Below are 13,248 nucleotides of genomic sequence, written 5' to 3'. Positions count from 1 at the left end.
TGATGATGAAAAAATTATTTTCATTCTTAGCTGTAGCCCTATTAGCTTTAGTATTAGTAGCTTGTGGTGGTGGCAGTAGTGAAAATGGCGAAAGTGGCAACAATGGCGAAGGTAATGGTGAAAATGAAAGCGCTTCAGGTGAAGCGGAACACACAATTCGTGCAGGTATTGGCTTAAACAAAGACCACCCTCAGTACAAAGGTTTACTTAAGTTTAAAGAGATTGTGGAAGAAGAAACAGATGGTGCGATTAAAGTTGAAACATATCACAGTGGTCAGCTAGGTGACGACCGTTCAATGACGGAAGCGCTTCAACTTGGTAACCAAGAAGTAACTATTCCGTCAACAGCACCAATCGCAAACTTTGTTCCAGAGTTCAGTGTATTTGACATACCGTTCTTATTCCCGAACGAAGATGTAGCAGACGAAGTATTACAAGGTGATGTTGCACAAGGTTTACTAGACAAACTTGAAGAAGAAGACTTAGTTGGTTTAGCTTATTGGGAAAACGGTTTCCGTAACTTAACAAATAGTGAACGCGCTGTTGAAACTATTGATGACTTCGATGGTCTTAAGATCCGTACAATGGAAAACGACCTTCACTTAGAAGCATTTAAAGCATTGGGTGCGAACCCAACGCCAATGGCATTTACTGAATTATTCACAGCGATGCAACAAGGTACAGTAGATGGGCAAGAAAACCCTTACGCAACAATCTATTTAGAAAATTTCTATGAAGTACAAGATTATGTGTCGAACACAAACCACGTATACAGCCCATTCGTATTCTTAATGAGCAAACAGTTTTACGATGGTTTAAATGATGAGCAGAAGCAGATTGTAAGCGATGCTGCAAAAGAAGCGGGTCAACATCAGATTGAATTGAACCGTGAAGCTAATGCAAAATATTTAGAAGACCTACAAGAAGAAGGTATGGAGTATACTGAAATCACTCCTGAAAACCGTCAAGAAATGGTCGATGCTGTACAACCAGTTATCGAAGATTTCAAAGAGCAAATCGGACCTGAAACAGTAGATGGTATCATGCAAGCAGTTGAAGATGCACAATCAGAATAATTTGAGTTACTCCCCCTTATTATATAACAAAACTCTTGCTGCCAATTAGGTGGCAAGAGTTTTGGCTTATGTAAATGAGTTTTAGAAGGAATTCCGTATGTATTGAGGTGAAGTCATGAATATACTTAGAAAAATCGAACAACACATAGAGGAGTGGCTTTTAGTCATCATCGGAAGTGTGATGACGTCGGTCATCTTTTTACAGGTGGTTATGCGTGAAACAGGCAACTCATTGTCATGGTCGGAAGAATTAGGACGGTACTGTTTTATATGGCTTGTCTATATCGGTATTAGTTACGGTGTTAAAAAACAGCGTCATATCAAAGTTGACGTCTTACTAATTTTATTAAAAGATAAATGGAAAGTAGTATTATCCTTGTTTGCGAATCTATTATTCTTAATATTTGCAGCACTTGTCGTTTATTATGGCACTGATATTTCTAGGAACTTGTTAGAGCTCGGTCAAAAGTCGCCTGCATTACAAGTCGAAATGGGACTAGTGTACATGGCAGCCCCAATTGGCATGGGATTAACGGTGATCCGATTAATTCAAAATATGTACAATCAAGTCTTAATGTTACTCGGTAAGAAGAGTATGGATGTGGCTGATGAACGCGAAAGAATTGTTGAAGAAGAGGAGGGAATGACTGATGACAGTAGGGATTCTATTCGGTAGTTTTGCCGTTTTATTACTATTAAGTGTACCAATTGGGATCGCACTCGGGATTGCGACATTATTAACGATTATTGCTGCTGATACAGTGCCGATTTCGTTTTTAATGACCGAGCTTGTCACGTCATTAGACTCATTCCCGATTATGGCTGTCCCATTCTTTATCCTAGCTGGAGAAATTATGGGTAAAGGTGGTATATCGGAACGGTTGTTTAATTTTGCGAACTCACTTGTTGGAAGCAAGACAGGTGGATTTGCAATCGCAACTATTATTACGTGTATGTTTTTCGCAGCAATATCAGGATCTGGACCCGCAACTGTTGCCGCAATTGGTTCGATTATGATTCCAGCAATGGTTCGTCAAGGTTATGATAAAGCATTCGCTACGGCAACAGTCGCCGCAGCCGGTTCAATCGGTGTTATTATCCCACCGAGTATTCCGATGGTCATTTACGGTGTAACGGGTGGCGCATCTGTTGGTAATATGTTTATTGCTGGTATCATTCCTGGTGTCTTAGTCAGTGTGAGTTTAATGGTATGGGCTTACTTATATTCTCGAAAAATGGGCTACAAAGGCACACTTGAAAAAATTACGCTCAAACATATCGGTCAAACATTCTGGCATGCAAAATGGGCAATGGTCATTCCAGTTATTATTTTAGGTGGTATTTACGGTGGTAAATTTACACCGACAGAAGCGGCTGTTATTGCCGTCTTTTATGGCTTGTTTGTCGGCCTAGTGTTGCATAGGGAATTACGATTTAGAGATTTACCGAAAGTGATTGCAGATTCCTCTTTAACGACAGCTACTGTATTGATTATCGTTGGAACGGCAAACGCATTTGGTAAGTTTTTAACGGTTGAACAAATTCCGAACCAAATTGCGAACTGGATGTTAGGTTTAACGGAAAATCACATTATATTAATTTTATTGATTACGGCATTGTTATTATTAGTTGGCTGTTTTATGGATACGATCGCCGCGATTATCATTTTAACGCCAATATTATTACCAATTGCCAATAGCATAGGTTATGATCCGGTTCACTTCGGTATTATTATGGTTGTTGCACTAGCAATTGGCTTTATTACACCACCACTTGGCGTTAACTTATTTGTCAGTTCTGGAATATCAGGATTGTCGATTGAGAAGATATCCAAAGCTGTTATTCCGTTCTTCTTTGCGATGGTCTTTGCGCTGATTATGATCGTGTTTATTCCAGATCTATCAACATGGTTAATCTCGTTAGGTGAATAGTACCATCATGCTGACAGGGCGCGTTTGTTGTTCTGTCAGTTATCTTTATTTGTTGAAAGAACTTTATCGTGGGTAGTTGGTGTTATTGTGATTCGTTCCCGGTGGACGCTTTCCGCGGGCACGGCTCGAGCCTCCTCGGCCTAAAAACGTGGCCTGCGGGGTCTCGAGACTCGTGCTGTTCCCGTGACGGCCCGGATGGCCTAATGTCGACGTTGGTCACAGGACGTGACCGAACTTAGTCGACCAGGAGTCGCCACCTTCGCTCATCACAATACACCAACTAGGCGTTTTCATAAGAATTTAAATTGACACTAAATATTAATAGAGTTAAAAGGAAGGTGAAAACAAGATGAGCAAGGAAAAGCATTTGGAGATGCTGAAAGATACGGGGATTATCGCGGTTTTGCGTCGGGTGCCTAAGGATCAACTATTTCAGGTGGTTGACGCACTAGTCGAATCAGGTGTCAACGTGTTGGAATTAACGGTAGACAGTGATGATGCATTTAGTTCAATTCGTGAGTTAAATGATTATTACGGTGACCGTGCTCTTGTCGGTGCGGGAACGGTTGTGACCCCAGGTGAAGCAAGACAGGCCTTGGATGCAGGCTCGCAGTTTATATTTTCACCATCTTTTGACGAGGAAGTTGTTCAGTTAACACACGATGCTGGCGTGATATCGATTCCTGGTGTGCTAACGCCAACTGAAATGGTGAAAGCGTATCAAGAAGGTGCTGACGCAGTTAAAATATTTCCTGCTTCTGCAGTTGGACCACGTTACCTCAAAGATTTAAAAGGTCCTTTAGGTCATATTCCAATGATTCCAACAGGTGGCATCAATGTTGATAACACAGCAGAGTTTATCAAGTATGGTGCGATTGCCGTCGGTGTTGGCGGATCGTTAGTTGACCCATCTTTAGATTTAAATACATTAAAAGCTAAAGCGACAGCATTTGTCGATCAAGTCAAGCAAGGGCGAGGTGAGTGGTCATGAAAATCACAAAACTAACAACTTTTGTCGTGCCACCCAGGTGGTTATTTTTAAAAGTCGAAACAGATGAAGGGTTGATTGGCTGGGGCGAACCCGTTATTGAAGGTCGTGCAGAAACAGTTAAAGCTGCTGTTCATGAATTGGAAGATTACTTAATCGGCAAAAATCCGCTTCATATCGAAGACCATTGGAATGTGATGTACCGTGGTGGTTTCTATCGCGGTGGACCAATCCATATGAGTGCGATTGCTGGCATTGACCAAGCATTATGGGATATTAAAGGGAAATACTATGATGCCCCTGTTTATGAACTCATGGGTGGGGCATGTCGCGATTCGATTAAAGTGTATTCTTGGATTGGTGGCGATCGTCCGTCAGATGTCGGCCTAGCAGCGAAAGAAGTCGTCGACAAAGGATTTCGTGCTATTAAAATGAACGGTACAGAGGAAATGCAGTATATCGATTCGTATGCCAAGATTGATCAAGTCGTAGAACGTGTAGCTGCTGTTCGTGAAGCAGTCGGTCCAGATATTGGAATCGGCATTGACTTTCATGGTCGTGTACACAAACCAATGGCAAAAGTGTTGGCAAAAGAGTTAGAGCCGTATCGTTTAATGTTTATTGAAGAGCCTGTTTTACCTGAACATAATGAAGCGTTACGTGATATCGCAAATCATACAGCTACACCTATTGCGACTGGCGAAAGAATGTACAGCCGTTGGGATTTTAAACCGTTATTTGAAGACGGCTATGTTGATATTATTCAACCTGACTTATCACATGCGGGTGGCATTACTGAAGTGAAAAAGATTGCGAGTATGGCAGAGGCTTATGATGTAGCAGTCGCCCCACATTGTCCACTCGGACCGATAGCTTTAGCCGCTTGTCTACAAGTCGATGCAACGAGTCATAATGCGTTTATTCAAGAACAATCGTTGGGTATCCATTATAATAAAGGGAATGATTTATTAGATTATATTCAGGATCGTTCAGTCTTTGATTATCAAAACGGTCACGTCGCATTACCGAAACAACCTGGTTTAGGAATTTCTATTAACGAAGAATACGTTAAGGAAAAGGCAGAACAAGGTCATCGCTGGCGCAATCCGATTTGGCGTCATGAAGATGGCACGTTTGCTGAATGGTAATTTAAATGATAGAGGAGGCTAACTCATGGCTAATCAAGTCGAAAAAACGATTCGGATTCAATTGAATGATGCCCAAACGATTATGGAACTCAGTCAGTTAATCCAAAAGTATAAGGCCGAAATTTTTCTTCAAAAAAATGTTCACGGCAGTATGATGGAAGCCAATTTGAAAAGTATTTTAGGGTTAATTAACTTACAGCTTCAAGGCGACGATCAAGTGAAAGTCATCTGTGAAGGACCTGATGCAGAAAAGGCTTTAGAGGCAATCGAATCATTTCTTAAAGCAGAATAAAAAGTTATCAGATGCTTCCCGTTAATTGTTTACGGGAAGCGTATACTATTGTCTGTAAATGAATCAATCAACTAAGAATAACAACAAGATGGTATGAGGAAGGTGAGTTTATGGGAGTATTTTTAGAAGTCGTTCTACCGATTATTAGTGTATTCGTCATTGGTTATGTGTTACAAAAATGGCGTCACCTTGATGTGAAACCAGTATCTGCAGTTACAATTTATGTCTTTATCCCGTTTCTCGTCTTCGATGCGTTCTATTATGAAGAATTCAGTAGCGATTTCGGAATCGTTGTCGTTAGTTGTTTTGCATTGTTATTTGCCACAATCAGCCTTATTAAACTATTAAAATTGCTGTTGAAATGGGATCAAGCGGAAGAAAGTGGCATGATTTTATCGACGGCCTTCATGAATGCAGGAAATTATGGTGCACCGATTATAATGTTTGCGCTTAATGAAGAAGCGTTTAATTACGCGATTATTTTTATGTCGATACAGACGATTATTATGAATGTGTTTGGTGTTTATTATGCTTCGCGTGGTGGTTATGAAATTCGTTATGCGATTTTTGCCGTGTTTAAAATGCCTGCGACTTATGCCTTGTTACTGGGGATAGGTTTGAATTTACTCGATATCAATTTACATACAAGTGTGCTCGACATGGTGGAATTCATGTCAGCTGTGGCTTTACCGCTTATGATGGTGGTATTAGGGATGCAACTAGCGAATATTTCATTCGACAAGTTTGAAACAGGGAAGGTGATGACTGGTACTATCATTAAACTCGTGGTCATGCCGATCATGGCTTGGGGTTTAGTGATGTTACTTCCCGTTTCAGATTTATTAGGAAAAGTTATTATTTTACAAGCTGCAATGCCAGCAGCTGCGACAACGACCATGTTTGCGCTTGAATTCAAAGCAAGACCGGATTTAGTATCAAGCGTCACGCTGGTCACTACGGTCTTAAGTGTCGTCACAATTTCGGTTTTGCTATTTGTTTTAGTGTAGGAATTAACTAGATTGAACTTATGGTTATGATAAGGAGGCTTGAAAAATGGAACAGCACGATGTGTTTACATTAGGAGAAACAATGGTAGTCTTTCAACCAGATCAATATGCTCCATTAGATTACGTGCACCAATTTCCGAAAAAAATTGGCGGCGCTGAATCGAATGTGGCCATTGGACTCGCTCGGTTAGGGCACCAAGTGTCGTGGTTCAGCCAACTAGGTGATGACCCATTTGGCCGCTTCATATTAAAAACGATTCGCGGTGAAGGCGTTGATGTGTCAACATGTCAGTTCACACGTGAATCACCGACGGGATTATTATTTAAGGAACAATTGTCTCCAGATGATTTGAATGTGTACTATTATCGTCATCAGTCAGCAGCGAGTATGATGACGCCTGATCAATTGGATGAAGATGCGGTTAGTCAGGCGAAAATATTACATATTACGGGTATTACACCAGCTTTGAGTAAGTCTGCCTATGACACGACAATGCGGGCGATTAAAATTGCTAAGGCACACGGTGTGACGGTTACATTTGATCCTAATTTACGTTTGAAACTGTGGTCAGAAGATAGAGCGCGATTAGTATTACAGGAGATTGCTAGTTTGGCTGATGTGATTTTGCCAGGAATTGATGAGGGTGAATTTTTGACTGGTGAAACGGAGCCTGAAGCTATCGCGAAAGCACTTAATCCTCAAGGTGACAAAACGATTATTGTCAAATTAGGTGATGAAGGAGCTTATTACGCAACTGCAGGTGAAGATGGTTACGTCTCTGGTTTTAAGGTTAGGCGAGTCGTCGATCCAGTAGGTGCTGGAGACGGTTTTGCAGCAGGTATAATAAGTGGTCTATTAAGCGGCGAATCGATTGATCATGTGATTAAACGCGCGAATGCAATCGGTGCTATGGTGGTCGGCATGGCTGGTGACATTGAAGGTTTACCCACTGCTGAAGCTGTCGAGAAATTTATGGTCCCGGATCAAGAACAACGAGATGTGAAACGATAAGGAGTGTGACGAATGAAAGTATATGTAACCGATTATAATTATAATACATTCGACCCTGAACATGAAGTTCTAGACGAATTAGGGATTGAGTTAATTTTAAAACAATGCCAAACAGAAGATGAGATTATTGAACAATGTCATGATGCAGATGCACTTTTAAATCAATACGGTCCAATTTCGAGACGGGTGATTCAATCGTTAGAAAATTTAAAGGTGGTTGGTCGTTACGGAATTGGTTTTAATACTGTTGATATAGAGGCTGCGACAGAATATGGTGTCATTGTCAGTAATGTCACTGATTACTGTTTAGATGAAGTATCTGACCACACGATGACATTACTGTTGTCGAGTGTAAGAAAAGTGACGCAAATGAATAATGCTGTGAAAGCAGGCAACTGGGATTATAAAGTCGCGAAACCTGTTTATCGCATGCGTGGTAATACGTTAGGTTTGCTTGGGTTCGGTAATATTGCCCAAACATTAGCTCAGAAAGCACAAGTGTTTGGTGTGAACGTTGTGGCGTATGACCCTTTCGTGCCGAAACATGTGGCTGATTCATATGATGTGACATTAGTCAGTTTGGATGAACTTTATGACCAGTCGGATTATGTGTCGGTTCATTTACCATTAAATGCCCAAACCGAAAAACTAGTCAGTCATGATGCATTTAAGCAAATGAAAGAGTCTGCCTTTATCATTAATACGTCACGCGGTGGCGTGATTGATGAACAAGCGCTCGTTCAAGCGTTAGAAAAAGGAGAGATTGCAGGAGCAGGTCTTGATGTATTAGAAAATGAACCGATTCCTGATGGCCATCCATTTTTAGAGATGGACCAAGTGATTTTAAATCCGCATTCAGCATTCTATTCAGTGGAAGCTGAAGCAGAACTGAAACGTAAATCAGCGCAAAATGCAGCCGACGTTTTACAAGGGTATTTACCGAATTATATTGTGAATCCAGATGTGAAAGAAAATGTGCAGTTAAAAGAGAAGTGATGACAAGAGCTGGGGCGACCCAGCTCTTTTAAATGTTACTAATCATAGTGTTGTACATATTCCTCTTTCAACATCGCCATAACAATTTCGTCGTAATAGTTACCATCATAATAGAGTGCCTGGCGGAGCACACCTTCACGTTTAAAACCGAGCTTCTCATAAGCAGCAATCGCTCTGGTGTTATGTGAATAGACTTCGAGTTGCAGGCGGTTGAGTTGATATTCGTCAAAAACGATGGCTAACAATAGCCGAATCGCTTGACTGCCGAATCCTTGATTGAAATACGTTGAATGACTCAAGGCGAGGCGAAAGGCAGCTGATTGGTTGTAGCGATCAATATCTAAAATAGCACCTTCACCGATGAATTGCCCTGTTTGAGTTAAGCAAATGGCGAAATCGAAGCGGGACTGATCGTCTTGTGTTTTGTCGAAATGGTTTTGTAGTTGTTCTAATGAAAATGTCGCAGTCGTCCCGGTTAAGTATCGAATGGTCGGGTCTTTCGTTGATTGTAAGATGTGTGGAAGGTCTTCGGGTATGATAGGACGGATATAAATAGACATCTTAATTCCCCTTAAATAATTTAGTATCAATCAATTTTACCATTTTACGATCAAATCCGTTATAATGATTATTAGAAGTTTTAATTAAAGGAGCGATTATTTTTGACTTGGCAAGATACATATGAACGTTGGAATTCAACTCAAGACTTAGACTCTCAATTAAAAGAGGCTATACATAAGATGGATCGTTCAGAGGCTGAAGCGGCCTTTAGTGGTACGCTCGAATTTGGAACGGGTGGCATGCGCGGTGTGATTGGACCTGGGACGAATCGGATGAACGTCTATACGGTGCGCAAGGCAGCCAAAGGTTTGGCGCTTTATTTAGAAGGACAAGGTTTGGCAGACCGTGGCGTGGTGGTCGCTTATGATTCGCGCTATCAGTCACGCGAATTTGCGGTTGAAACGGCGAAAGTCCTTGGGGTACATGGGATTAAAACGTATGTCTTCACGGGTGTTCGCCCGACGCCGACGCTATCGTTTGCGGTTCGGCAGTTAGAAGCAGGGGCAGGTGTGATGATCACGGCGAGTCACAATCCACCTGAATATAACGGCTATAAAGTGTATAACGAGCAAGGTGCGCAATTGCCACCAGCTCAAGCTGATCAAATGATTGATCAAGTGAATAGTGTTGCGGATGAGTTAGCGATTGCGGTGAAAGATCAAGCAGAGATCGAGGCAGAAGGATTGTTAAATTGGATTGATGATGCTGTAGACGAGGCTTATTTACGTGAGCTTAAATCAATTACTTATCGTGATGATGTGAAGCGGGATTTATCGATTGTTTTCACGCCATTACATGGAACGGCACATAATTTGGCGACACGAAGTCTGGCTCAGGCTGGATTTGACCATGTTTTTGCTGTAGCGGAACAGGTTAAGGAGGATCCTGAGTTTTCAACGGTTAAATCGCCGAATCCAGAAGAGCATCAAGCGTTTGAATATGCGATTGTAAAAGGTAAGGATATTGACGCAGATGTGTTAGTCGCGACAGACCCGGATGCTGACCGACTAGGTGTGGCCGCAAAGAAAGCGGATGGCGAGTATCATGTGTTAACGGGTAACCAGCTCGGAGCGCTCATGCTCGATTATAAATTGGCGAATTTGGATGAAGTGCCTGGAAATGGCGTGATGATCAATACGATTGTGACGTCTCAGCTAGGTAAGGCCGTTGCAGATCACTATAATGTGACGACGGAGCATACGTTAACAGGATTTAAGTTTATCGCCGAGAAAATTGAAGAATATAATCAGTCTGGTGCGCATGAGTTTGTCTTCGGTTATGAGGAAAGCTACGGTTATTTAGTTGAGGATTTCGCTCGCGATAAAGACGCGATTCAGTCGACGTTATTGGCGTGTGAAATGGCGGCTTATTACCGTGAGCAGGGCATGACGTTATTCGATGCCTTGGAGCAATTATTTGAGCGTCATGGTTATTATTTTGAAGATTTGCATTCGTTGAAATTGGAAGGAACAGAGGGACCTGAGCAAATTAATGCGATTATGGAAGATTTTCGTTTTAATCCAGTCGAGGGTGCGATTGCTGTTGAGGATTATTTAACTGGGAAACGTACGTATTTAGAATCAGGCGAGTCAGTTGAGTTGGATATGCCAGCTTCAAATGTGGTGAAATTTTGGCTCGATGATGATACTTGGTGCTGCCTACGTCCATCAGGCACGGAACCTAAGATGAAGTTTTATTTTGCGGTGAAAGGTGCGACGCGTGAAGCTGCAGATGAGCGATTGAAGCAGTTGAAGGATCGAGTCTTAGGACGTCTTTAATCAAGATTGTTTAATAATCTTACCCGAATGTTAGACAATCCTTATTAATAGTTAGATAACCTCATTAGGTTGTTAAATACTCCTCTATGATTGTTAAACAATCTTAGGTAATTGTCTAACAATCAGAGGACTATGTGAAATAACCTTTTTCAGTTGCTGGAATATAGGTATATGAAAAGCCATCGCATCTCATCGCGATGGCTTTTCATTATTTCTTGATGAAGATTTTGTAAACGCCAATCGTTAAGAGTGGCAGCATGAAGACGGCGATCATGGCGTAGGCCATCGCAGTGTAGCCAGTTGCGATTAAATCGATGATGCCGACTTGTGCTAGGACAAGCGCTAACACAAGGGCCCCGACTGCAATAATGCCTTTTTGAACTTGGCTTAAGGCTTTATTCGAGACTTCTTGTAGTTGTGTGTCGACACGGTCGACGAAGGCATGAATCATACCTGAAGACGTTTCGACTAATGTCCAGCCAACGACAACACCGAATAAAATAACGACGATCACTGGAAATCCGTCTAGCATAACGAGCCAAGGGACTGATGCGTCAAACACGTCTGAATCAGGATAATGACCGAGTAAACTGAAATAGGTCAAGAACCACGGTACAGTCATGAGGATCCCTGCAACAAGGCCAGCGACGACTGATTCTTTTCGTGACGTTTGGCGTTCGATTGAAAATAAGGTCGCTGGATAAACAGCTAAGTTATAGCCTACGTAAAGGAGACCTGTCCAGATCACGGTACCAATCGCAATATCATTTCCCGCAAAGCTTGTGTCGCCTGCTTGAAGTGTCGCAACTGCTTCGTCCCATGTGGTTGAAATGACGAGAATCGCAAACAGTAAGTAGCCGAGCATTAAAGATAGTGTACCGAATGTTTTAAATCGTTCGATAAGACCTTTTCCGTAAAAGTTTAGGCCACCAACGATGAGAATGATGAGTCCGACGCCTATCCAGTAATTTAAGTTGAGCGTGTTTTGTAAAATTTCACCGGTAGCTGATGCCATAATCGAGATGATCAAAATGGCTAAGAAAATATAAACGATATCAAATAAGAACCATAATGGTCCGATGAGTTCTTTTAGAAAATGGCGGTAGTTGTACGTTTTGAACTTCCTGGCGAACTCGAATGTTAAAATCGAGGCAATCGTAAAACCAAGGAAAATCGCAATACCTGCTATCCACCCCATGGAACCGAATGCGGCACCGAATTCAACGATTTCTCGTCCAGTCGCAAAGCCGCCACCGATTAAGACGGATTGTAAGATGATGCCGGGTAAAATAAAGCGACCGAACTTCCCTTCTAATAACTTTTGCATGATAACCCTCCTAAGCTTGTAATGAAAATTCCTCTTGTTCGATGGTCAATTTTTCGAGTGCTAAGACGTCGATGTCGAAACCAATTCCAGGCTTGCTTGGCACGTGAATAACACCATTTTGAACGGTGACTTCAGGTGAAATAATGTCTTGATGCCAATATAAACTGGATGCCGCTGTGTCACCTGGTAATGTAAAGTTTGGCAAAGTGGTCAGAGCGATGTTATGTGCGCGTCCAACGCCAGCTTCAAGCATACCGCCGCACCACACATCGATGTCTTTTGCCATGCAATAGTCGTGAATACGTTTCGCTTCGGTTAGGCCGCCGACACGACCGATTTTAATATTAATAATTTTGCAGCTACCGAGCTCAATTGCTTTACGTGTGTCTTCGAGTGAATGAATGCTTTCGTCTAAGCAAACTGGAGTTTGAATTACTTTTTGAAGTGTCGCGTGATCGATAATATCGTCGTGCGCGAGTGGTTGTTCGATCATGGTTAAATTTAAGTCGTACAATTGTTTTAATGTGTCGATTTGATCGAGCGTATAGGCCGAATTGGCGTCCGCCATCATGTCGATATCTGGAAACTCTTCACGTACGCGAGATAAAGGCGCGATGTCCCAACCAGGTTTGATTTTGATTTTAATGCGCTTGTAGCCTTGTTCGACACTTTTGCGGACGGTATCTACAAGGGCATCAATAGATGGCTTGATACCGATACTGACACCGACATCAATCGTTTTTGCTTGTCCGCCGAGCGCGGTTGCTAGTGGGATATTTTGTTGTTTTGCAAACAAATCCCAAACGGCGCCTTCTACAGCCGCTTTCGCCATTAAGTTTCGTCTGAACGGTTTAAAAAGTTCATCGACATCAGCTGGATGTTTAATCGTCGCATCTTGTAAGGCAGGAATGAGAAAGTCTTTGATGATGTGACAATTGGTTTCGACGGTTTCTTCGTTATACCACGGGCTCGTGAATGCAACAGATTCACCGTAACCGACATGACCTTGTTCATCTTCAGCTTCGATGATATAAAATTGCTTATCGTTAAATGTTCCAAAACTCGTCGTGAACGGGTTGATGAGCTCCATGTTCAATTTGCGTAAGCGGATTTTTTTAATTGGAATCACGGG

The 13,248-nt window shown here is 41.9% G+C and carries 13 protein-coding genes; 10 read left to right on the top strand and 3 right to left on the bottom strand.

The genetic code is table 11. From position 1 onward, the window contains the following. The first annotated feature begins 5 nt into the window (after window positions 1-5). From ACKXGF_RS12230 to ACKXGF_RS12190, 9 genes are all read left to right on the top strand, one after another. Entirely contained in the window at window positions 6-1,076 is a 1,071-nt protein-coding gene (locus ACKXGF_RS12230) for a TRAP transporter substrate-binding protein (RefSeq protein WP_411953991.1), read from the top strand. A gap of 115 nt (window positions 1,077-1,191) precedes the next feature. Beyond that, window positions 1,192-1,752 (top strand): TRAP transporter small permease, encoded by a 561-nt coding sequence (locus ACKXGF_RS12225; RefSeq protein ID WP_411953990.1) that lies wholly within the window; start codon window positions 1,192-1,194, stop codon window positions 1,750-1,752. Continuing rightward, on the top strand, window positions 1,727-3,007 hold the full coding sequence (locus ACKXGF_RS12220; protein ID WP_411953989.1) for a TRAP transporter large permease: 1,281 nt from the start codon (window positions 1,727-1,729) through the stop codon (window positions 3,005-3,007). Before ACKXGF_RS12225 ends, ACKXGF_RS12220 begins: the two co-directional genes overlap by 26 nt. A 349-nt stretch (window positions 3,008-3,356) precedes the next feature. Further along, window positions 3,357-3,998, top strand: coding sequence for a bifunctional 4-hydroxy-2-oxoglutarate aldolase/2-dehydro-3-deoxy-phosphogluconate aldolase (locus ACKXGF_RS12215; protein WP_411953988.1), 642 nt, complete (start codon window positions 3,357-3,359; stop codon window positions 3,996-3,998). Continuing rightward, window positions 3,995-5,143 carry a galactonate dehydratase gene (dgoD, locus tag ACKXGF_RS12210; protein ID WP_411953987.1) on the top strand — a complete coding sequence of 383 codons (1,149 nt, stop codon included), beginning with the start codon at window positions 3,995-3,997 and terminating at the stop codon, window positions 5,141-5,143. Before ACKXGF_RS12215 ends, dgoD begins: the two co-directional genes overlap by 4 nt. 25 nt (window positions 5,144-5,168) lie before the next feature. After that, a complete protein-coding gene (locus ACKXGF_RS12205) occupies window positions 5,169-5,435 on the top strand; it encodes an HPr family phosphocarrier protein (RefSeq protein WP_411953986.1) in 267 nt (88 codons plus the stop codon). Window positions 5,436-5,545: 110 nt separating this feature from the next. Then, the gene (locus tag ACKXGF_RS12200; protein WP_411953985.1) at window positions 5,546-6,442 is read left to right on the top strand and encodes an AEC family transporter; all 897 of its coding nucleotides are present in this window, start codon (window positions 5,546-5,548) and stop codon (window positions 6,440-6,442) included. 46 nt (window positions 6,443-6,488) lie between these two features. Beyond that, window positions 6,489-7,454, top strand: a complete 966-nt coding sequence (locus ACKXGF_RS12195; RefSeq protein WP_411953984.1) for a sugar kinase — start codon at window positions 6,489-6,491, stop codon at window positions 7,452-7,454. Between the two features lie 12 nt (window positions 7,455-7,466). After that, window positions 7,467-8,450 carry a C-terminal binding protein gene (locus tag ACKXGF_RS12190; protein ID WP_411953983.1) on the top strand — a complete coding sequence of 328 codons (984 nt, stop codon included), beginning with the start codon at window positions 7,467-7,469 and terminating at the stop codon, window positions 8,448-8,450. A gap of 38 nt (window positions 8,451-8,488) precedes the next feature. On the opposite strand, the gene ACKXGF_RS12185 is transcribed toward ACKXGF_RS12190, so the two are convergent. Further along, the gene (locus tag ACKXGF_RS12185) at window positions 8,489-9,010 is read right to left on the bottom strand and encodes a GNAT family N-acetyltransferase (protein WP_411953982.1); all 522 of its coding nucleotides are present in this window, start codon (window positions 9,008-9,010) and stop codon (window positions 8,489-8,491) included. Window positions 9,011-9,112: 102 nt separating this feature from the next. Here ACKXGF_RS12185 and ACKXGF_RS12180 point away from each other — a divergent pair, with 102 nt between their 5' ends. Next, a complete protein-coding gene (locus ACKXGF_RS12180) occupies window positions 9,113-10,789 on the top strand; it encodes a phospho-sugar mutase (protein WP_411953981.1) in 1,677 nt (558 codons plus the stop codon). A gap of 208 nt (window positions 10,790-10,997) precedes the next feature. Here ACKXGF_RS12180 and ACKXGF_RS12175 read toward each other — a convergent pair whose 3' ends face one another. Continuing rightward, window positions 10,998-12,116: a hypothetical protein gene (locus ACKXGF_RS12175; protein WP_411953980.1), complete on the bottom strand. Its 1,119-nt coding sequence runs from the start codon at window positions 12,114-12,116 to the stop codon at window positions 10,998-11,000. Between the two features lie 10 nt (window positions 12,117-12,126). After that, window positions 12,127-13,242, bottom strand: coding sequence for an o-succinylbenzoate synthase (menC, locus tag ACKXGF_RS12170; protein ID WP_411955588.1), 1,116 nt, complete (start codon window positions 13,240-13,242; stop codon window positions 12,127-12,129). Window positions 13,243-13,248: the final 6 nt, after the last annotated feature.

Origin of the sequence: Alkalibacillus sp. S2W, assembly GCF_046764385.1 — a bacterium.
Taxonomy (GTDB): domain Bacteria; phylum Bacillota; class Bacilli; order Bacillales; family Alkalibacillaceae; genus Alkalibacillus; species Alkalibacillus almallahensis.
Note: the sequence above shows the minus strand (reverse complement) of the source record. Positions and strands in the feature narration are given on the sequence as shown.

Bases quoted from the DNA above. Each gene is read 5' to 3' on its own strand.
- ACKXGF_RS12200 (WP_411953985.1), top strand. From the start codon at position 5,546: ATGGGAGTATTTTTAGAAGTCGTTCTACCGATTATTAGTGTATTCGTC.
- ACKXGF_RS12220 (WP_411953989.1), top strand. From the start codon at position 1,727: ATGACAGTAGGGATTCTATTCGGTAGTTTTGCCGTTTTATTACTATTA.
- ACKXGF_RS12205 (WP_411953986.1), top strand. From the start codon at position 5,169: ATGGCTAATCAAGTCGAAAAAACGATTCGGATTCAATTGAATGATGCC.
- ACKXGF_RS12230 (WP_411953991.1), top strand. From the start codon at position 6: ATGAAAAAATTATTTTCATTCTTAGCTGTAGCCCTATTAGCTTTAGTA.
- ACKXGF_RS12215 (WP_411953988.1), top strand. From the start codon at position 3,357: ATGAGCAAGGAAAAGCATTTGGAGATGCTGAAAGATACGGGGATTATC.
- ACKXGF_RS12185 (WP_411953982.1), bottom strand. From the start codon at position 9,010: ATGTCTATTTATATCCGTCCTATCATACCCGAAGACCTTCCACACATC.
- ACKXGF_RS12175 (WP_411953980.1), bottom strand. From the start codon at position 12,116: ATGCAAAAGTTATTAGAAGGGAAGTTCGGTCGCTTTATTTTACCCGGC.
- ACKXGF_RS12195 (WP_411953984.1), top strand. From the start codon at position 6,489: ATGGAACAGCACGATGTGTTTACATTAGGAGAAACAATGGTAGTCTTT.
- ACKXGF_RS12225 (WP_411953990.1), top strand. From the start codon at position 1,192: ATGAATATACTTAGAAAAATCGAACAACACATAGAGGAGTGGCTTTTA.
- dgoD (WP_411953987.1), top strand. From the start codon at position 3,995: ATGAAAATCACAAAACTAACAACTTTTGTCGTGCCACCCAGGTGGTTA.
- ACKXGF_RS12190 (WP_411953983.1), top strand. From the start codon at position 7,467: ATGAAAGTATATGTAACCGATTATAATTATAATACATTCGACCCTGAA.